We start from the raw sequence: 20,060 nt of genomic DNA on the forward strand, positions 1-20,060 counted from the left end.
GCGGCTATCGGGCAGACCCTTACGGCCCTATCGCCGGCAAGCCGGCTCTCATAGAACAAAATACAACTCATTGATTTAGCAGGGTCTCTGTGGGAAGCGGCCTTGTGTCGCGATGGGCTGCGCAGCAGCCCCGGCAATGTTGCATGAGGCCGAGGCCTTGGGGCCGCTTCGCAGCCCATCGCGACACAAGGCCGCTTCCCACAGGGGCCGTGGCGCATCTGCGAGCTCAGCTCCCTGCGCGACAGCGCAGCCCGAAGGGCTGGGTGATTTCCTGCAGGGGCTGGGTGAAACTCAAGTTTTACGGCTCCACCAGCCGCAGCTCGCCATCGCGGTACAGCACTTCGCGGCCCAGCCATTCGTTGCTCACCTGCGGCAACACCGCCGACGGCTTGCGCAGCTCGCGCAGCAGCGTCGAGCCGTGGGACAGCCGCCCGCCCATGCGCGCGATCACAGCGCGGGCGGCCTGGTACTGGGCGTGGCGACCGGGGTCCAGGGCATCCTCCAAAAGGATGTCCTGGCCAAGAATGCCCTGCACCTGGCCGGGGTAGATCATGAAGCCGCTGGCCTGCTCGGCACCCTCACCCCCGTCCTGCCAGAAGCTGCCGCCGCGGCTGCGCACCTGCGGATGCGGGGCGAACCAATGCTCGCGCTCGGCCAGCGGCATGGCGTGGTGCAGGCGCATGAAGATGCGCATGAGGTTGTCGCGGTACCACTCGCGCACCTGCAAGTAGTAGCCACGCATGCCCGGCAGGCCGAGCCTGTGGGCCAGCCGCACCCTGCCCGGCCAGGTCGGCATCGGCTGTAACGGCAACTCGCCCGCCGGCGGACGCGGCGTGCCGGGGTCGGTTTCCCACGGCAGGCGGTGCGGCTGGTGCTGCACCTGCCCGTAAGCGGTCGGCGGGCGGCCCAGCAGGCTGCCGCCGCTGCTGGCCAGGGCACTGGCGATGCACAGGTTGCCCTGCACCACGAACACATAGAAGCGGCTGAACCAATCCGCCAATTGCTGGCCGTCGGCACCCTCGGCGCGCAGCTGCGCCAGCTCTGCATCGAAGCGTTGCAGCCCGGGCGCCAGGGCCTGCAAATGCGCCCGTGCCTGGTACTGCATGCGCAGCAGCAGCGGCAGCGAACGCAGCAGACGCAATGGCCGCCACGGCAGGTGCGGGGTGGCCCCGCCCACTTCGCCGGCATAGTTGGCCGAGGCCACGCCCCAGTCGGCCAGGCGCGCCAGGAACAGGTCGTTGTTGATGTACGAGGCGCCGCCAAACACTGCCGTGAAGGGTTCGTTGTCCTGCAGCACGCGCCTGTCCCAACGCGCCATCACCGCCGGGATGCTGGCCGCGGCGCGGCGCTGGGCATACTCGACGAAGCGGCTGGGTTGCGGCGGCAGGATCTCGGCGATGTTCGCCGCAGTCAGGTGGCGGCGCCAGCCGTGCTCGCTTATCGGCCGGTACTGCAGCAGCCAAAGCTGCTGGCCATCCCAGGCCCATTCGATATCGCCAGGCACGTAGTGGAACACCTTGAGCACGGCCTGCAGAAAACCCCACAGCAGGGTTGCCGTCAGGCCATGCAGCGGCTCGAAATGGCCGCTCTGCCAGGCCTCGCCCAAACGCGAAAGGGTCGCCCGCTGCGGCGTGGCAGTGCCATCGGCCAAGGCCTCCAGGTGGCCTTCGACCCACTCCAGCTCCACCGCCAGGTGGCGCGCGAAGGCGATACCCGATACCTGCGGGGTGATGAAGCGCTGCACCACCACCTCCTCCACGCCCGCTGCGCGCAGCTCGGCGACACGCCCAGCCACCTGCCCGGCCGGCACCCGCAGGTAGGTGGTGCTCAGGCCGGCATTGGCCGCGTCGGCCTGGTCTTCGCCGTAGCTGGACGAGCGCACCGCCCACAGGGCCTCAGGGGCTGCCTGCAGCAGCTGCGCCAGGCGCGGGTCGCTGGCAGCCTCCAGCGTCAGTGCCTGGGGCACCGCCTGCCCGGCCAACTGCGCCAGGCGCAGGCGCCCGCCTTTGGTGTGGGCGACAAAGCCTGGCTCGCCCGACTCCAGCCAGGCGGCGAAGGCAGCCGGTGCATCTATCCACGGGTAGTGCCCCCAGCCTGGACGCAAGCTGATGCGCAAATCGGCACGGGCGAGAATCGCCGACCACGCGGCGGCCTGGCTGATGCCGAGCATCTGGTCCTGATCGCCCCACACCAGCTCCACCGGGTCGCTCACCCACTCCAGCAGTGGCAGCGCGGTGTCGGCGCGCAGTTGCTGCCAAGACGGCACGAACGCCCGGCAGCGGGCGTAGCCGGCGCCCATGCGCTGGTATTGCGCGGGCGTCCAGCGCTGCGCGGAAAACTTGCGGGCGAACCAGCCCGGGCGGTGGCTCAGCAGCCAGTGGATACCCTTGCGCATCGGCCAGGGCGCCATCAGCGCCGGCAACCGGCGCTGCCACAAAAGGGCACCCACCGGCGCCAGCAGCACACTACGGCTGAAGTGCCCCGGGCGACGCTGCAAGGCGTGCAGCACGATCAACCCGCCGACACCCACGGCCATGATCGCGTGCCCGCGCTCGGTCAGCGCCAGCAACGCCCCGGCGTAGCCTGCCAGGTCTTCGCACGGCGGCTGCGGGTTGTCGCCAAAGCCCGGCAGTTCCAGCGGCTGCACGCGGTAATGCTGGAAGTGCGCCAGGGCATCGTCCCACCAGTCGGCAGCGCTGCCATTGCCGGCGAGCAGGTACAACAGGGGCTGTTCAGCCAAGACAAAATCCTTTTAAACGGTGGAGGCACGCCGGTCATGGCGGTACAGCCAGAACAGCGGCGGCAACAATACCAGCAGTGCCAGGCTGTCGACAGCCAGGTGCGACCACATGCCAGCCTGCAGCGAAATGGCGATGTCCTGCGGCGCCCACAGCAGCAGCCCGGCCATCAGCCAACCCCAGGCGGCGCTGCTGCGGTAGTGGTCGGCCAGGCGGATCAGCGCCAGCATGTACAGCGCGTAGCCTTGCAAGGTGGCGCCGAACAGCGCCATCCACCACACCTGCTGGCTGTGCCCGGCAGTCGGCGCGGCTTGGCCCCAGAATGCCTGCTCCACCGACAACAGGTAGCCGTCGAACAGCGCGGTGCTGCCGGCCCAGCTCAGCAGCAGGCCGCCGAGCAGGTGGGCCAGGGTGATGGTTTGCAGCCAGAGGACCAGGCGGTGGCGGGTGGTGTGGGCGGGCATTGGCAGCGTTCCTTGGCTATCAGGGCAGTTCAGGCCTTATCGGCTGAGGCCCGTTGATTCATGTGAGCAACTGGCAGGGGCCGCCTGTGCCGGCCTCATCGCCGGCAAGCCGGCTCCTACAGGTACGGCGCAAGCCTGAAGGTCATGAGCCCCCTGTGGGAGCGGGTTTACCCGCGAACACCGGCGCAGCCGGTGCCAGGCGCTGGGGGCGACGATGCCAGCAAGGCAAGGCTGCAGCCATTGCCCGATCATTGCACGAAGACCAGCTTCAACGACTGCCCATCAAACGCGTAATAGCGCTCATAAAACCCTTTTCGAAGCACCTTGCCATGTTGATCGAGCTCATCGCCCTGGCCGCGCCCCTGGATGATCAGCAGGCGGCTATCCGGCCGGGTACTGAAGTCAAAGTCCTCGTCGGCTCCAACGGTTGCACCCGTGTAATAGGCATCGGGGAAGCTTGTGACCACTTTGCCGGTTTGCGAATCCATGATCTCGCCACACACCGCCCCGGTGCCGCAGTCCAACGTGTAGGCAACATAATGGCCAGCCAGATTCGGCTTGAACATCGCCATGGCTTTACGCTTGCTCTCCCAGGACGGCATGCCCGGCTCTTCAGCCACGTAGGCATGGTGCTTTACCCCGGCCGGCAGCGCCGCCGGGTAGTCGGCAAACACCGGGGCCGCGTCGGCCCTCACGAACGGTGCAAAGCCAAGGCACAGTGCGAAGAGCATGAAGATTGTTGTGCCGCTGACACGCTGGCCAAAGCTCACTGGCCGCATCCCTTCAAGTCCTTGCACAGCATCCACGCGTCAATCACCTTCCCTTTCGCCGTCACATACTGCATCGAAACCCAGCCACCGCTTGCCCCCGTAACCTTGACCCGGTCACCGGCAATCACATACATGCCGCTGTCCAAGGCTATCGAGGCGCCGGTGTATAGCCGGGCACGCTTTTCACCCACCTCGAAATCCGCGAGCCTGGCATTCAGCCAGTCGTTGTAGAACTTCGACTGCAACGCCTGCAAAACCCCGTTGCGGTGCTTGTAGGGGTAGCTGAACAGCAGCGCATCCTGGTCATCGACCACATCGGCGCCATGGTCGAAGTAGGTACTGCTGCGCTTGTCCAATACCAGGCCTTGCGAACCTCGCCGGTACAGCAGAATCGAGTAGTAATCGGTGCTGTAGATCAGCCCCGGGTAGCTGTTGACGGGCACGGCGTGCATCACCACCAGCAACTCCCCATGGGCATCTTCGGCCCAGAAGGCATCGGCCACCTTGCCAGGCTCAGCCAGGTACGGCAGTTCGTCGATGCGTTGCTCGGTGCCGCTGGCACAGTCCAGCAGGTTGACGGTCAGGCCCAGCTCCGACGAGCCCTCCTCGATTGGCGCCTGGTCGAAATACACATAGCCCCCGGCCATGCCCAGCGCCGGGAATGGTTTGTCCCTCGGGGCCTCGCAGGCATTGGCGAATAGCGGTAACAGGCTCAGGCCGATGCAGGTGGCCAGACGACGCATGTTCATCAATGAAAAACGCTCCTTGAATGCTGATATCGGTCGCTGCATCAGTTGCATGGCACCCCCGCGTCAGTGGCCTGCCGGGCAGCGCCAAGACGTACCAGCGCCTGCTTGCTGGCTGCGTCACCGGCCGCGGCTGCGGCCTGGTAGCAGGCAATGGCGCGCGCCGGCTCAGGCGCCCCGAAGCGGCCTTGCTCGAGGGCCTCAGCCTGCATCTGCAGCGCATCGGCATCGCCCATGCTGGCCGCCTTGGCCAACGCAGCCCGGGCTTTCATCGGTGCCTCGCAAGGCTCCCCCCTCGACGAACTGTCGCCGCCGGCGCAGTAGAAGCTGGCCAAAAACATGCCCGCCGCTGGCAGTTGCTTTGCGGCCACCAGCAGCAACTGCTCGGTTGGCCCGTAGCCCAGGTAGGTGGCCATCTGCGACATGCTCAGGCTCGCAGACTGCAGGTTGATCTGCGGATCACCCGATTGCGCGGCGCACAGGTAGTTCTGAAGCCCCGCATCGAACAGCTCCAGGGTCAATGGATAAGCTTCGAGGCCGGCCAGGGACAGGAAGCCGTCACCGCGCATTTCACAAACCCGCTGTTCGCGGTTCATGCCGGGCTTGTCGGTGACCTTCAGGTCGCGCTCATCGATCGACCAGTCCTCCAGGCGCTCGAGCCTCCAGCACTGCTGCTGGCGAAAGCCGTAGATGCGCATGTTGTTCAGGCCTGCACGCAGGTCCACCACCTCGGCGGTATGCCCTTCAACGTTGACCCGAACGGCATCCGACGCGGCCTGGGCCGGCTGCACAAGCGGAAACGCCAGCTCGGTACTGGCGACGGTATCGGCAACCGGGGCGAAGTCCTCACCGGAAGGTTTCAGTTGCAAGCGCGACACCCTGGCCCGGGTAAACGCCCGTTGCAGCTCAGGGTCTTGGCTATAGGCCTGCCAGAAGGTGGCGAAGTCGGTTGCCGGGCAGGCGGGCTGGTCAGCCAATACCTGGGGGCAAAGCAAGGCGCCGAGCAAGGCTGCGGCGTAGCGGTGGAACTTGATCAATCAGCACTCCATGCCAGTTGAAGGCAATTGGCCTTCGGTGGGGGATTCTCTCAGCTTCGAACAGGTGTTGCACGGGGGGGTTGCGGTGGCGGCAAGGCCGGCGGTGCTGCACTGAGCCGTCGGCTAAAAAACGACAGTTTCTTGCAACCACTTTCGAACTTTTCACACCCAGCCACTGTACTTCATACCCGCATTCTTTTTACTCATTGCAATCGCTCATTCACTCGAATGGGAATTTGAGCAGATTTCCCATCACGCACCATGGCCTGACGATAGTCCCGATAATACCCCTGCGCCTCGCCCTTATTTCCCAGCGCCCATAGGGAGTCAGCAACATTCAACTTCAAAGGCACTCGCTCGGGGGCAAACGACAACAGCTTCTTGTAGAGCAGCATTGCTGTTTCATGCCATCCGCCGCCTGCCATATAAAATGCAAGGTTGTTGTAATCCACTACATTCGCATTGCTCAGCGGGTAGCAACTCGCATACGAATCCATGCCCATATAAGCATAATCATACACATCAGCATTGCGTTGCTTCGGAGAAGCTATCGCGCTCAACCCCTTTACTAATTTGGCTGGCGTCAGGCCAAGAAGAGAAAAATCAGACTCACTATCCCGAGCATATTTCCACTTCTCCCCCACCCAGCTGCCACCACACTCTTGAATGCCACCAGAGTAAGTTACACAACCATCAGAAAGCCTCAAGGCCTCGCAATGGGACAGCTCCGTGTACTCATCTTCGCCTTGCTCATTGGCGACCACCGAGTAATCGGCCCGCTGAATCACTAGCATTTTCCCATCTGGCGACAGCAGCGCTGGACCCGAGAATAGAACACGACCTTCATCTGCAGTATTTTTTCTATCAGGCCATGAATATACACCAAAGGAATTATGCTCACCTCTGTACTCAACATGAGACCAGCCTCTTACCCTCTCATCCCAGCCGGAAAACTTTACACTGCCGCCGGCGCCCTGCAACACCAAGTCCTTTTCATCGCCGAGGCAAGTACCAGTAGCGCCAATCAGAAAAATCAGACAACAAAAACGATTATACACCCAGCGCTCCCTTGGGCTTGTTGTATCAATTTGAAGAGTCCGTCCTATCTGATCTACCCTCGCCCTGCAACACGAGAATTTGACGTTTGCGCTAAAAGCGTACCTCGCCTGCTGTGGTGCGACGGCCCCTACTGACCTGACCGGAGAATCCCCGAATATCTCCAGACGCCTCGAACCGGCACGTTGATCATGCAAAAAGCAGCACACTTCGAGAGCGTCATTTAAACTTTTCAAGGTACCAGCGAATCAGTTCTGCATTCTTATAGACGAAAACGACTGGCTCACCTTCTGAAAAGCCGTCCATCCCACTGGATTCCCTGTCGTACTTAACCACCTCATTTTCAGCTAACGTGCCCTTCGGCGTCGGCTCATAACTGTGGATTTCGTAGTACCTACCATGCGTACCCAATGCCATTAGGCAAACTTTTCTGGATATCAATACAACAACATTTTTCACCCCTTTAACTGGCTGAAAGAGAATCGTCTCGACCTCCGAAATCCCACCGTCCTCTTCATAGACATCAACAACATACCTGTCCTTCTCACCGCCTGACTGACTGGGCCTGTTTAGCACCAATGCAATGCCACCCTTCTCATCGCTAGGAACGACAGATATCTCCGCCCCCTTGATCATAGGAGTGCTAAATGGCCCCTGAATTATTTCGCGCTCATCGGGCAAAACACCGCAGCCCGCAAAAGCCATGGTGCCACGTGCAATAAAATAGCAGCAAAAAATCGCTTTAAGTGACTTTGACATTGAAATACCCCACCAATACCTTAAAGCATTCAGCCCCGTCTAACTGTCACTCAAAAGCATCACAGCGCAGCTCGCCAACCTCTCCATTAGCTACTGGAAGCAAGCACTTCGCTCGCTTTTCAGGTATGGGTTTTAGCGGTGCAAGTCCAAGCACGAACTCAGCTCCATTTTTTGCACCGCGCATCTCGTAGAACTGTACATCGGTAAAATCCGTCCTGAAAGAGCGCCTCTCAGAATCACATATCATTTCCTCCTGCTTGATCGCCCAGCGCCTATCAGGATCAAGCACTTCAAACTGAACACATGGCTGGCCGAAACTCTTGAGTTACCTGACAACCACGCCACTTACTCTAGATGAATCAACTACAGCTATCTGCTCATAAGGCAGCGGCTTGATTGAAGCTTTTGCAGCCTGACAACCATTCAGACTTTGAAAAATGAGCAGCATCCCAATGACCAAGCCACGCACTCACCGCCCCTCTGCTTTTGCTTTTCGAAACCTTGAGTTCCGACTTATCAGGTCTACTGCAGCCTCTCATTTACCCGTGCTGGCACTCGATTTAACTGCCCCTTGATCGCCATGGTCTCGCGGTAATCTCTGTAATATTTCAGCGCCTCAATTTTCTTGCCCAGCGCCCACAGCGAGTCGGCGGCGTTAAGTTTCAAAGGGGCCCTTTCGGGCGCAAACGGCATTAGTTTCTCATACACAGCCATCGCCGCCGCGTGCTCACCACCTTGCGCCATATAAAACCCCAGATCGTTGTAGCTTGCCACATTGGCTTTTGAAACCGGGTAGCATGCAGTATAAGAGTCGACCCCCATCAACAACGAACGTGATATGGCATTGGTACGCGCTTCTGGGGCAAGGCTCTTGGCATAATCAGCCAAAGCACCGGGCGCTCGCAACCAATGGGAAAAATCAATCTCACCCGACACCTCAGAGTGCCATTTACCCTGCTGCCAACTCCCCTCACATTGCTGTATCGAGTCAGAATACACAACGCACCCGGTATCTAGGTCTACAGCGTCACAGTAGGCTTGCTCCGCGTTTTCCTTTTGCCCCTCATCATTAATGACAGTGGCGAATTCCACGCGTTGCAGCATCAGGTACTTCCCTCCCGGTGAAACATCATCTGCGGTCGCGTAAAAAACCCACCCGCCTTCCGCTGAATTATTTCTGCCTGGCAAATCGTACAATTTGAAGTGTGTTGGGCCTCCGGTATAATCGGCTTCAAACCAGCCACTGTGACGCGGCTCCCACGCCGAAAACTTGATGCTGCCTTTCGCGCCTTGGATGGTGGATGTATGCTCTGCTGCCAAGCATACCGTCATTGTCGGAGCAACGATCAGTAACCCCACAAGTAATCTATACACCTAATGCCCCCTTCAGTTTATTGTACCGATCCGTCGAATCTGTCATGCCAGGCCGATGCGCCGAGTAGTATTCCAGAATCTCACGTTCATAGGCAGCGTGTTGCTCACCCCAGCTCGAAAGGCTTTTACTGACATTGGGATGGTTGGCAAAAAAATTATCCAAGGCCGGTTTGATGTGTTTGACCACGTTGTTCGGCCTATTGACATATTCATCTAAGGCCGTCGCCCGCCCTAGCTCACTCAAGAACAACTCACCAATTGTAAAATCATAACCATTTGGGTTTTTTGACATGATCTCCCTAAGCGAATCGACAAAATCCTGTATCTGCAACTGTATATACTGTTTAGTGCCTACCGCGCAGGCCATCACCGCAACAGGCTTGCATTCAATGACCTGAAAATTGTTCGCTGCCGAACAACCAACCCTCAGCGCCGCTGACAGCGCGTCAGTTTCCAGTTTCACACCACCCGCGAAGTCTGGATGCTGGTAGTAGACTTTCGGTTGAGCGCCACTGTCATCCAAGAACCATCCTTCCTGTTCAAAGTACTGCTCATACTCATCCGGATTACGTTCTTTGAACCTCTTGATTTGTGCCGGCAGCTGCCCTTCCCCTTGTGGATTTACCGTTTTCTGCATCGCGCCTGCGCTGATAATCTCACTATCATATGATTGAACAGCATTCACTTTGCCTTCGTTTTCGCACATCGCACTGATAATGCGTTTCTCATATTGAGTCACGCCTGAAGCCAGCACCGCTGCCCATTCAGGCGAATCACCCAGCTTACCTTCCCCCCAATGCACCGGCCCATATTTCCCATTGAATCGCCCGACCTTAACCACTGCGTTGCAATTGCACTTCACAATCTTGATGAAGTTACCAATTAAACCAATCGGATGAAGCTCCGAGCAGGCGCCAGTACTGTTGCCCAGCTGGCTCGCAGCGCCTGCCCACCATGACATCCCTTCAATCCGCTTCTTTTCAGCCAGCCAGTCAGGGTTAGGCACACCTGGGCTCTCTTCCATCAGTTCGTCCAGTGCATCCCACTTCTGCGCCGTATGGAACCATTCACTTTCGTAAGCAACGACCAATTTCGCTATCGACTGGGCAAGCCAAGGCTTCCCAAGCGCACTCTTGATTTCGGCCACCGAGAGATTGCGGTTGCCATCCGCATCAATGAGATCTGTCAACCGCTCCTTGACCGGCCCCTTCGCCGATGTACTGACCTTGCTCAGGTGCTTTTGTTTCTCCTCCGCGCTCAGTTTCTCTTGGCTGTGCAAGTCGGCGGCCTTGTGATCAACGTTACTTACTGTTTCCTCGATGAAATCGAAGCCAATCCATTCCCAGGGGTTGTGCCTGGTCACGATGAGGTCCTGCTCCGCGACCCAACCGGCAACAGGCTCATTCTGTTCTCCCCCCAGCAACCCATCCAGCCGCCACCACCTGGTACCACCGGCCCCTCCTTGTGCTTGGCCGGTTACTTTTATCTTCTTCCCATCAGGCAAGCTGTCCAGCACACCTGCCGGGACAACAACGTCGTACCCGGTCACCACGCCTGCGTCGCTCACCTTAGGCGGATTGGTTGCATTGAACCCGTCCTGGTGCGTCACCACTTTCGTCCCTTTATAGATCTTTACCAAAGACTTGAGATTTGCAGGTAAGGTGCTGGCCTTGCCACGGCATTCAGTGACAAACGCTTTTACGTCTGCACAACTGAACACTTCCAGGTGCAACATGTTTCTAGGCTTGGCTTCATCGTAATTCTGGTAAAGCCCCACATGACCAACCAGCGCACCCGCACTGATTTTCACCGGTTGATCGAGCACAACCACACTGCCGGTCTGCTTGGGTTCGAAACTTGTTTCAAGGTCACGCAACCAGACGTACCCAGGCAATTGCCCCGATGCATCAGGCGTCAGGGCTGGCATAGCAGCCCCGGAAATCACAGCCGCAAGCTTCCGATAGTTGCCGGCCGCCCCCTCATCGCTAAGCGTAACCTGTGTGCCAGCAGTCAACACAGAAAGCACAGCTCCACTTGTGCTGGGGGACTCTCTCACATTCAGGCCCTTGGCTTTATCTGCGGGCACATCCTTGGCCTTATCGGCAACCTGATACTCGTTGCCACCCAGGCTTCGCAGTTCATTCTTGAAGACCCAACCGGTATTTGCAGCAAGACCACCGACAGATGGAGTGACACTGACCAACTTGAGCCACTTGCCATCAGCACTGCTTTCGCCAGCGATAAGCGTCGTCCGCCGCGGTAAGGTTGCCAAAATCTGCGCATGCCCTGGCGTACCCTTCTCACCCGCGCGGACATTCAGGCCTAACACTTTATCTTTGGCGCTCGCCTTGACCTGATAATTACCTTTGACCCAATACGATGGGCGGACCAAGCTTGGTGTCGCGTCGTACCCAGCCTTGTCCAGCATGTGCATGTAAAGGCTGTAGAACACAAGGCTCGGCCCGCCGGCGGGTGCAGGTGCAGGTGCAGGTGCAGGTGCAGGTGCAGGTGCAGGTGCAGGTGCAGGTGCAGGTGCAGGTGCAGGTGGCGATGTTGGGGCCGGTGGCGGCGAAGGGAACTCCAATGTATGCCTGACCAGCACAAACCCGGTGGAAGCTACTGCATTGCCACTTTCGTACTCCGAGATCGGATATCGCTCGTCGATGCGGTAAGCCACCACTTCACCATCAGCGATGCACCTCACCTCGCTCTGCGAACTCACCATCCCGGTAGCGTCATCAAAGTGGACTCCACCGTGCCACAAACCATTGCTGCCCAACGGATAAAAGCCATCAGAAGCCTTAGCCAGCGCAGCATAAAACTGCTGCGGATCGGCACCACCAGAGGTACCGGCTCTGAACGGATACGCCCACTTCTCAACCTTCACTGTTTCACTCATCTGCTACCACCACCTCGAACCCTGAGATCCTTGTCCATCAACCCGAAAAATTGATCATGCGCTTGGGTTTGTTCTTAAGCTTTTCCACCGGTGGGTTGACCAACGCCGTCTCCATCACCGCCCCCGCCTTGTCGGTATCCGCAGCGCCCGGCAACACCGGCGGCTTGATCGCAATGCCGCTACCACTGCCCGGCGAGCCGCCGGCATTGAGCAGAATCTGCGCGCCCACCACGGTCACCCCGCCGGCATCGAGCTTGATGAAGCTGCCGCCGGCATTCACCGTCAGCTCAAGCCCGGCCTCGACCACCACCTTGTCACCAGCCTTGATGTGGATCTCGCTGCCCACATCCACCAGTTGCGAGGTGCCGATTTTCACGTGCTGGTTGTTGCCCACGGTCAGGTGGTCGTCCACCTTGATCTCGGTCTTGCGGTCGCCCACTGTGGTGCGGTGCTCTTCGGACTGGAACTTGCTATAGCTGTTGGCTACCACCAGGTCATGGCGCTCGTTGCCGACGTGGATCTTCTGATCGTTCTGGATGTTCTGGTCCCAGTCGCGCTGGGCGTGCACGAAGATCTGCTCCTGGCCCTTCTTGTCCTCGATGCGCAGTTCGTTGAAACCGCCACCGCCGGGGCTGCTCAGGGTCTTGAAGGTGCTGCGGGTCTTGTGCATCGGCAGCTCGTAAGGCACCGGGTTGACCGCGTGGTACAGGCAGCCGCTGACCAGCGGCTGGTCGGGGTCGCCTTCGAGGAAGGTCACCAGCACCTCCATGCCCACCCGCGGGATGGCCACGCCGCCATAGCGCTCGCCGGCCCAGCTGGACGACACCCGCAGCCAGCAGCTGGTGGTTTCGTCGCCCTTGCCTTCACGGTCCCAGAAGAACTGCACCTTCACCCGGCCGTATTCGTCGCAGTAGATCTCCTCGCCCTTGGGGCCGGTGACAACGGCGCTCTGGCTGCCCAGTACCTGGGGTTTCGGGTGTTTGAGCGGCGGGCGGTAGAACACGTCCCATGGCGTTGCGAAGAAGCGGTTGCGGTAGCCCTGGTGGAAGTCGTCCTTGTCATCGGTGGTGTCGCTGGTCACCGACTCTTCCAGCACCTGCGGCTGCTTGCCCTCGTGGTGCACCTCGGTCAGCAGCCACAGGTCGTTCCACTCCACACGCGGGTGCTCGGACAGCTCCATGAAATGCCCGCTGACCAGCCGGGTCACGTCGCCGCGGCCCTCGGCCAGGCGATAGTCGGCGCGGTGGCGTTCCAGGGCACGCTGGCTCAGTTGCTTGCCGCGGGCGCGGTCGGTGAAGCCGGCCGGGTAGTCGTAGTCTTCCAGGTCCGGTTCATCGATGCTCGGCTGGTCGGGCTTGTAGGCGGCCTCCATCAGCAGGCGCGGCTTCTCGAAGTCGTAGTCACGCCGGCTGACGCGGCTGGTGCGGGTTTCAAAGCGCACGTTGAAACGCTTGATCACCGGCTCGTCGGCGACCATGCCGGTGTCCTGCACGTAGGCAGCCGGCTGGCCAAGCTTGGGGAAGAACGCCTGGTCGTCGCCGAACACCAGCAGGTGGCCTTCGCGGCTGTGCTCGAAGTGGTAGTGCATGCCCTCCTCTTCGCACAGGCGCTGCACGAAGTGCAGGTCGGACTCGTCGTACTGCACGCAGTACTCGCGCACCGGGCACGGGGTGCCGAGGCTGAAGCGGTAGGCATCGCTCTGCAGGCCGTGCTCTTCGAAAATCTTGGCGATGATCTGCGGCGCGGTCAGTTGCTGGAAGATGCGCTGGTTGGTGCGGTGCGCCAGGTACGCCAGGTGCGGCACCAGCACTACGCGGTAGCGGTGCAGGCGCTTGCCCGAATCGCCCTGGGCGACCTGGTACACCTGGGCGTGGATGCCGTTGCCGTCGGGGTCGTAGGCCAGGTAAGCCTGCTTGTGCAGCAGGCTTTCCAGGTCGATGTCGGGGCGCTCGCTGACCAGCTCCAGCTCGAAGCGGTACGGCTGGCTGACGGCCTCGCGGCCGGTGAACGACAGCACCTGGAAGTCGACGTCGCAGTCTTCCAGGGTGAGGCTGAAGTGGGTTTCATTGCTGGGGTTGAACATGAGGGCTCTCCCTGTCCGTAAGGTGTCCTTTGGGGTGGCCGAACCAACGGCGCAATAGCGAAACGCGAGGGGTCGCAAGGGCCTGGTGCAATGCCCGGGCGCCGGGCTGGCGCGCCGCAGGCTCCAGCGCCAGCGCCTGGCGCAGGGCTGGCCATACATTTTTTGGCAGGTTGGCGGGCCGCTCCAGCGGCTGCTCGGCGTGCTGCGCCTGCATGGCCTGGGCGCCGTCGCGGCCGAACGGCTGCTTGCCGCCGGCCAGCTCGTAGATCACACAAGCAGCGGCGAACAGGTCACTGGCAGGCGACAGCGGTGCGCCGTCGAGCAATTCGGGTGCGGCGTAGGCCGGGGTCCAGGCGCTGATGCGTTGGCGGCTGAGCTTGGCCAGGCCTTCGAGCACGCCGTCCATGGCCTGGCCCAGGCCGAAGTCGAACAGCTGCACGCCGTGCTCGCCGAGGATCAGGTTGCTGGGCTTGATATCGCCATGCAGCACGCCGCGCCCGTGGGCGAAGGCCAGCACCTCCAGCAGCCCCAAGGCGATGCCGCGCAGCTCGCCCCAGGCCAGGCCCAGGGGTTGCTCGCACAGCAGGCGGTCCAGGGGCATGCCGCGCAGCAGTTGCATGCTGAAAAACGCCTGCTGGCTGGCAGCGTCCACCTCAAAGCCGTGCACCCGCACCACACCGGGGTGCGGCAGGTGGCGGGTGAGCGCGTACTCGCTGTACAGCAAGGCGGCGCCATCGGGGCACTCGGCCACGTCATCGCGCAGCAGCTTGACCGCCACCATGGGCTCGGGCTCGCCGTGCTGCTCGGCGAGCAGGTCGCGGGCGCGGTAGACCATGCCCATGCCGCCGGCACCGAGCAGGCCTTCGAGCTTGTAGCGCCCGTTCAGCACCGGTGGCAGCACGCCGGGCAGCGGCGCGGCGGTGATCGCCAGTGGCGCTTTGGCGGCCTCGGCGGCCTTGGCGAAGTAGCCCAGGTGGTCGCTGGCGCCGCCCAGCAGCTCGGCGGCGTTCATTGGCGCACCACCACGCCGGTGAGGTTGTCCGAGGCGCGGCCCTGCATCACGTTGTCGAACAGGTACTCCAGGGCCCGCGGCGGCTGGCCCTGGCTCAGCGCCTTGCCCAGGGTTTCGTCGCTCTGGCTCTGGTACAGGCCGTCGCTGCACAGCAAGAAGGTATCGCCAGGCACCACCATGAATTCCAGTACCTCCAACCGTAGGGTTTCGTCACCGCCCAGGGCGCGGGTCAGGGCGTGGGCGCCGGGCTGCTGCCCGGCTTCCTCGGCGCTGTAGCGGCCCTCGTCGATCAGTTGCTGGCGCAGCGAGTGGTCGCGGGTCAGCTGGAACAAGCGCTTGCCGCGCCACAGGTAGCAGCGGCTGTCGCCGGCCCAGATGCACGCGCCGCGGCCTTCGTGCACCAGCAGCGCCACCACGGTGCTGCCCATGATCGGGTCGGCGCGGCCGGTGACCACGGTCAGCGCCTGGCCCAGACGGCGGTTGACCCAGTGCAGGCACTGGCGTACCGCCAGCACCTGCTCGTCAAAGCTGCCGTCCAGAGCCAGGCCGTCGAGGGCCTCGACCACCATCTGGCTGGCCAGGTCACCGGCCTGGTGGCCGCCCATGCCGTCGGCCACCACCCACAGGCCGCGCTCGGGGCGGTCCAGGTAGGCGTCCTCGTTGCGCTCGCGCACCTTGCCCGGGTCGGTACGCCCGGCGCTGCGCCAGCGCCCCGCCACCACGGTCACAGCGCCACCGGCATGCGCAGGTTACGCACCGCGCTCAGGTCGAACGGGTTGGGCGAACGCTGGGTCAGCACCAGGTAGTTGGCGCGCATGCCACCTACATTGGCCTTGATCATCAGCACGTCGCGGCCGCTCTGGTACTCGGTCTGCATCAGGTCGAACAGGCGGAACAACGACCATGGGCCGGTGTTTTTCTCCAGCACCATCGACTTGCCGTTCAGGCCTTCCAGGGCCAGGCTGGTGCGCCCGTCATCGGCCTCGGTGGGCCACTTGAAGGCCATCGGCACGATCGGGCCGTGGCGGTACACCATCTGCTGCTCGCCAAAGCGGAACTCGGCACGGCCCACGGTGGAGTCCAGGGTGTAGGGCTCAAGCTTGAACTGCACCTGCGGCTCGTTGGGGTTGTCGGCAAAGAAACCGCGCTGGATGGTCTGCACGTTGTTCATCTGCTCGAGGAACTCGCGCGACACCGGCAGGCTGCGGCCATCCACGGCGCGCAGGCGGTAGCTGCCCGGCTCGCCGATCACGAACGGCTTGAGGTAGGTGTCGAAGAAGCGGTCGGCGATGCCCTGACCCTTGAAGAACTCGCGGAAATCGTTCAGCGCCACATCGCTGCTGCTGTGGGCGTGGAACGGGTAACGCTCGTCGATGGTCTTGCTGTAGAAGCTGTACAGCTGGGTTTCGTAGCGCTGGTTGACGTACTCGTAGCTGTTGTCCAGCACCAGCATCCAGCTGTCTTCGGCCAGGGTCGAGAACCAGCCACCCACCGGCCGTGGCAGGCGGTTGGCGCTGTTGCGCAGGGTGCTAATGGGGTCGCGCTGGTTACCGGCCATGCGCCCCTTGGCCACTTCGAAGGCGGCCTGCTCGGGCTGGCTGGAACGCGCCAGGCCCAACAGCTGCAGTTGCAGGTCGTTCAGCGCCTGCAGCACCGGGCCCAGGTCGGCGGTCGGGCCGTTGTCGTCATCCAGCAGGCGGTGCAGCGGCTCGAAGCGCCGCTCCAGGGCCTTGCGCGAGGTGTCCGGCAGGCGCTTGGCCAGGGCCTGGCCGGCGGGGCCAGCGGCAGCGGCGGCCACAGCGGCTACCTTGCCCAGCTTGCCACCGGCCTGTTGCGCGGCTTCGGCAGCGGCGCCGGCGGCCTCGGCGGCGTCGGCCACGGCCGGGAAGCGGGTGTTTTCGCGCACTTCGGCCAGCATCTGCAGCAGCGGCGAGTTGGCAGCAGTCAGGCTGGCCAGCTGGTTGGCGCCTTCTTCGGCGTTGGTGAAGGTTTCCAGGCGCACCTGGCCGATGGCTTCGCTCCAGTAGTTGGCGTAGTCGTTGAAGTACAGCTGCTCAAGCTCCACCAGCAGCTTGCGCATGTCCATGCCGCTGAGGCTGCCGCCCTCGCCCAGCACCCAGTTGTCGCGCAGGATATCCTGCACCAGGCCTGCGCCCTGGGCCATGAAGTACTGCTGGTAGCCGCGCTGGGTGTAGAAGCCCGGGATCACGTAGTCGGTGCCGACGAACACCGCGCCCTGGGGGCCGGTGTGCTGGCTCAGGCGGTACTCGGGCAGGCTGCGGGCCTGCTCGCGCAGCACGCGGTACACCACTGCGGCCAGCGACTCGCGGCGCAGCACCTGGCGCGCCTGTTCCACCAGCGGGTCGTTCAGCGGTTGGCTGAAGCTCAGCGCCAGCAGGCGTTCGTAGTGGGTGTTCAGCTGGTTTTGCAGCTGGGTGTTGCCGGGGTAGCGCTGCGACCACTGGGTGGCCATCCATTCCTTGAGCAGCGCGTTGTCGCGGCGGTCCGGCATGTTCAGCATCAGGTAGGCGCGCAGGCTGGCCAGCAGGCGTTCGCGGTTGCCCATGCTGCTGCGAATCTGCCCTTCGAGGGTTTGCGCCACGCGCGGCAGCAGTTGCTCGATCAGCTCGCGGTTGTAGGCTTCGAGCAGCACCGGGTTGGTTTCACCGCCCTGGTACAGGCCGCCGCGTTCGGCGTAGGGCGCATCGCCCGAGTCGGGGAACACCTGGGTGGCGGCGTAGCGGTTGTCGAGGATCGGCAGGATTGCCATGGCGTCGTCGCGGGCGGTCAATGCCGCGCCCTGGCGGCCGTGGCGGTCGGCCAGGTCCTTGAGTTTTTCCAGGTTGCCGTCGTTGGCCGAGAAGCTGCCGGCCCATACCAGGCCGAACAGCCCCATGCAGCCCAGGGCGCCGGCATACAGGGCGCGCTGACCCCAGTTGATGCGGTTGGTCTCGCGCTTGTCCAGGCCGGCCAGGGCGGCCTCGGGGAAGATCACCTTGGTCATCAGGTCGTAGATGAAGCGTGTGCGGCCACTGTGGGTCACCGGCAGCGGCTGGCCCTTGGCGTCCACTGCGCCGGCGGCGTCGGTGTGCGGTGCACTGGTGAAGTAGAAGCCGCGCAGCGTGCTGGCGCGCTGGTAGCGGTTGCCGGTAAAGGCGGCGTCCACCAGCATGCCGAGGTTGGCGCCCACCTGCCCCAGTTGCAGCGGGAAGTCGAGAATCAGGCCGCGGCGGTTGGCGTCACGCTCCTGGTGCATGCGCATGATCACCTGGGCACTCAGGCGCGACAGCAGGTCTTCGAACTCGCGGTTGAGCACGGCCACGTCGGTGCCCTTCTGGCCCTTGCCGAAGCTGGCGCCGAGCACCTGCTCGCTTTCTTCACGCGAGAGCTGGTCGAAGAAGGCATCGAAGCCGACGATCTTGTCGGCCTTGGTCAGCACCAGGTACACCGGCACATCGGCGTGCAGCTGCTGCTGGATCTCCTGCAGGCGGTTGCGCAGGGTGCGCCCCAACGCCACCATCTTTTCCCGATCGCCGCCCAGCAGGGTGGTCACCGGCACGCTGACCAGCACGCCATTGAGCGGGCGGGTGCGGCGGCGCGAACGCAACAGGCCAAGCAGGGTCGCCCAGCCGGCGCCGTCCACTTCCGGGTCGTTCTGGTCGGTGTAGCGGCCGCTGGTGTCCAGCAGCACGCCGTTGTCGGCGAAGTACCAGTCGCAGTAGGCGGTGCTGCTGGTGTCACGGCTGAGCTTGCGCTCGACCTTGTTGATCGGGAATTCCAGCCCGGAAAAGTCCAGCAGGCTGGTCTTGCCGGCCTTTTCGGGGCCGATCACCAGGTACCAGGGCAGGTCGTTGCGCCAGCGCTCGCTGCGGCCACGGTACAGGCTGGAGGTCTTGAGGGTGCGCAGGGCATCCTTGAAGCGCGCACGCAGGGTGCGCTCGGCCTCTTCGATGGCGGCGCGGCGGGCCAGGTCGGCCTGGCCGACTTCGCTCTCCTCGACCTGTTTCTTGCGCACGGTACCGCGCCAGCTGGCGAAGACGATGAACAGGCCCCACAGCAAAAACAGCACGGCGATGGTCAGCAGGCGCGGGCTGGATTCTTCCCAGAACTTGTTGTCGGCAATCGCCAGCAGCGGCCCGACAAACCACACCAGCAGCGCGGTCAGCAGCACCAGCAGCAGGGTCCAGACCCAGGTCCTGGTCAAGAATGCCCAGGTCTTGCGGAAAAAGTTTTTCATTGTACGTCCCTGAAATTACGACTTGGCCTGGACCACGACCGGGTCGGCCGGCTGGTAGCGCTGCAGTACCGCTTCGCGCTTGCCGCCCAGCACGTAGGCGAAGCCCGAGAACATCACCACCAGGCAAATGCCGGTGAACGCCGCCACCAGCCACCAGGGCACCATGCGCACCACGCTGCGGCGGGTGTCGGTAAGGCCGGCCCAGTGCGGCGACAGCTCGCGCGGCACGTCGCCACGCAGTTGGCGGATTTGCCGGTAAACACTGTCGCGGATGGCATCCAGCTCGATGTTGCCGCGCGCCTGCACGCGGAACTTGCCCTCGAAGCCGAGCGACATGCAGATGTACATGAGCTCGAGCATGGCCAGGTGCTTCATCGGGTTGCGGCCCATGTTCTCCACCAGCTGGAAGAACTTCTCGCCACCGAAGGTTTCGTTGTGGAAGCTGCTGAGCAGGCTGATGCTCGACCACTCGCTCTCGTTGCCCCAGCTGGTGGTCACCACCGCTTCGTCGGTGACGGTGCACAGCACGTAGCGCGCCATCATCACCTCGCCGTGGTCCACGCCCTCCTCCAGCGCCCGCGTTTCAAAATGGCGCAGGTGCTCGATCAGGCTGGTCTTGAGCGTGTTGAGGTTGTTGGCCTCGGCGCGGGACTTGATATCGATGATCGCCGACAGCAACGGCGAGGCGGCCGACACCAGCGGGTTGAGGCTGATGTTGAAGGTCTGCTCCGGGCGCCGGCTGGAGGCATACACCATGCGCTCTTCGAGGTCCTCGTAGCGCGGCGGCCGGGCAAAGTCGGTCAGCGGCTCATGGCTGGGCCGCTCGCCGTGCTGGTTGAGCAGGACGGTACGGTCGTCCTGGCTGTACTCCATATCCCTGATCAT

14 protein-coding genes are annotated in these 20,060 nt (G+C 62.4%); all 14 read right to left on the minus strand.

Translation table 11 applies throughout. The annotated features are described in order from the left end of the window. Positions 1-298: 298 nt before the first annotated feature. Complete coding sequence (locus KSS93_RS17805; RefSeq protein ID WP_225917209.1) at positions 299-2,740, minus strand: PEP-utilizing enzyme; 2,442 nt, start codon at positions 2,738-2,740, stop codon at positions 299-301. A gap of 12 nt (positions 2,741-2,752) precedes the next feature. Next, positions 2,753-3,208 carry a cell division protein gene (locus tag KSS93_RS17810; RefSeq protein WP_217888763.1) on the minus strand — a complete coding sequence of 152 codons (456 nt, stop codon included), beginning with the start codon at positions 3,206-3,208 and terminating at the stop codon, positions 2,753-2,755. Positions 3,209-3,450: 242 nt separating this feature from the next. After that, complete coding sequence (locus tag KSS93_RS17815) at positions 3,451-4,008, minus strand: hypothetical protein (protein ID WP_217885293.1); 558 nt, start codon at positions 4,006-4,008, stop codon at positions 3,451-3,453. Next, a complete protein-coding gene (locus tag KSS93_RS17820) occupies positions 3,969-4,721 on the minus strand; it encodes a hypothetical protein (RefSeq protein ID WP_217885294.1) in 753 nt (250 codons plus the stop codon). The genes KSS93_RS17815 and KSS93_RS17820 overlap by 40 nt, the downstream gene beginning before the upstream one ends. A gap of 41 nt (positions 4,722-4,762) precedes the next feature. Then, on the minus strand, positions 4,763-5,755 hold the full coding sequence (locus KSS93_RS17825) for a sel1 repeat family protein (protein WP_217885295.1): 993 nt from the start codon (positions 5,753-5,755) through the stop codon (positions 4,763-4,765). Positions 5,756-5,958: 203 nt separating this feature from the next. Continuing rightward, on the minus strand, positions 5,959-6,813 hold the full coding sequence (locus KSS93_RS17830) for a tetratricopeptide repeat protein (RefSeq protein WP_217885296.1): 855 nt from the start codon (positions 6,811-6,813) through the stop codon (positions 5,959-5,961). Between the two features lie 217 nt (positions 6,814-7,030). Beyond that, entirely contained in the window at positions 7,031-7,570 is a 540-nt protein-coding gene (locus tag KSS93_RS17835; RefSeq protein ID WP_217885297.1) for a hypothetical protein, read from the minus strand. 522 nt (positions 7,571-8,092) lie between these two features. Then, positions 8,093-8,890 carry a tetratricopeptide repeat protein gene (locus KSS93_RS17840; RefSeq protein WP_217885298.1) on the minus strand — a complete coding sequence of 266 codons (798 nt, stop codon included), beginning with the start codon at positions 8,888-8,890 and terminating at the stop codon, positions 8,093-8,095. Between the two features lie 46 nt (positions 8,891-8,936). Then, a complete protein-coding gene (locus KSS93_RS17845; protein WP_217885299.1) occupies positions 8,937-11,843 on the minus strand; it encodes an SH3 domain-containing protein in 2,907 nt (968 codons plus the stop codon). A gap of 37 nt (positions 11,844-11,880) precedes the next feature. Continuing rightward, complete coding sequence (locus KSS93_RS17850) at positions 11,881-13,926, minus strand: type VI secretion system Vgr family protein (protein WP_217885300.1); 2,046 nt, start codon at positions 13,924-13,926, stop codon at positions 11,881-11,883. Next, on the minus strand, positions 13,907-14,938 hold the full coding sequence (locus KSS93_RS17855; protein WP_217885301.1) for a serine/threonine-protein kinase: 1,032 nt from the start codon (positions 14,936-14,938) through the stop codon (positions 13,907-13,909). The genes KSS93_RS17850 and KSS93_RS17855 overlap by 20 nt, the downstream gene beginning before the upstream one ends. Further along, positions 14,935-15,666, minus strand: a complete 732-nt coding sequence (locus tag KSS93_RS17860) for a PP2C family protein-serine/threonine phosphatase (RefSeq protein ID WP_404669718.1) — start codon at positions 15,664-15,666, stop codon at positions 14,935-14,937. Before KSS93_RS17860 ends, KSS93_RS17855 begins: the two co-directional genes overlap by 4 nt. Beyond that, positions 15,663-19,175 (minus strand): type VI secretion system membrane subunit TssM, encoded by a 3,513-nt coding sequence (gene tssM / locus KSS93_RS17865; RefSeq protein WP_217885302.1) that lies wholly within the window; start codon positions 19,173-19,175, stop codon positions 15,663-15,665. The genes KSS93_RS17860 and tssM overlap by 4 nt, the downstream gene beginning before the upstream one ends. Before the next feature lie 15 nt (positions 19,176-19,190). Continuing rightward, positions 19,191-20,060 carry a type IVB secretion system protein IcmH/DotU gene (gene icmH / locus KSS93_RS17870; RefSeq protein WP_217885303.1) on the minus strand — a complete coding sequence of 290 codons (870 nt, stop codon included), beginning with the start codon at positions 20,058-20,060 and terminating at the stop codon, positions 19,191-19,193.

The sequence above is a fragment of the Pseudomonas xanthosomatis genome (assembly GCF_019139835.1).
GTDB lineage: Bacteria > Pseudomonadota > Gammaproteobacteria > Pseudomonadales > Pseudomonadaceae > Aquipseudomonas > Aquipseudomonas fakonensis.

What these genes read in the sequence shown, in the direction of transcription:
- KSS93_RS17835 (WP_217885297.1), bottom strand. Translation starts at nt 7,570, where the DNA reads ATGTCAAAGTCACTTAAAGCGATTTTTTGCTGCTATTTTATTGCACGT.
- KSS93_RS17850 (WP_217885300.1), bottom strand. Translation starts at nt 13,926, where the DNA reads ATGTTCAACCCCAGCAATGAAACCCACTTCAGCCTCACCCTGGAAGAC.
- tssM (WP_217885302.1), bottom strand. Translation starts at nt 19,175, where the DNA reads ATGAAAAACTTTTTCCGCAAGACCTGGGCATTCTTGACCAGGACCTGG.
- KSS93_RS17820 (WP_217885294.1), bottom strand. Translation starts at nt 4,721, where the DNA reads ATGAACATGCGTCGTCTGGCCACCTGCATCGGCCTGAGCCTGTTACCG.
- icmH (WP_217885303.1), bottom strand. Translation starts at nt 20,060, where the DNA reads ATGATCAGGGATATGGAGTACAGCCAGGACGACCGTACCGTCCTGCTC.
- KSS93_RS17845 (WP_217885299.1), bottom strand. Translation starts at nt 11,843, where the DNA reads ATGAGTGAAACAGTGAAGGTTGAGAAGTGGGCGTATCCGTTCAGAGCC.
- KSS93_RS17855 (WP_217885301.1), bottom strand. Translation starts at nt 14,938, where the DNA reads ATGAACGCCGCCGAGCTGCTGGGCGGCGCCAGCGACCACCTGGGCTAC.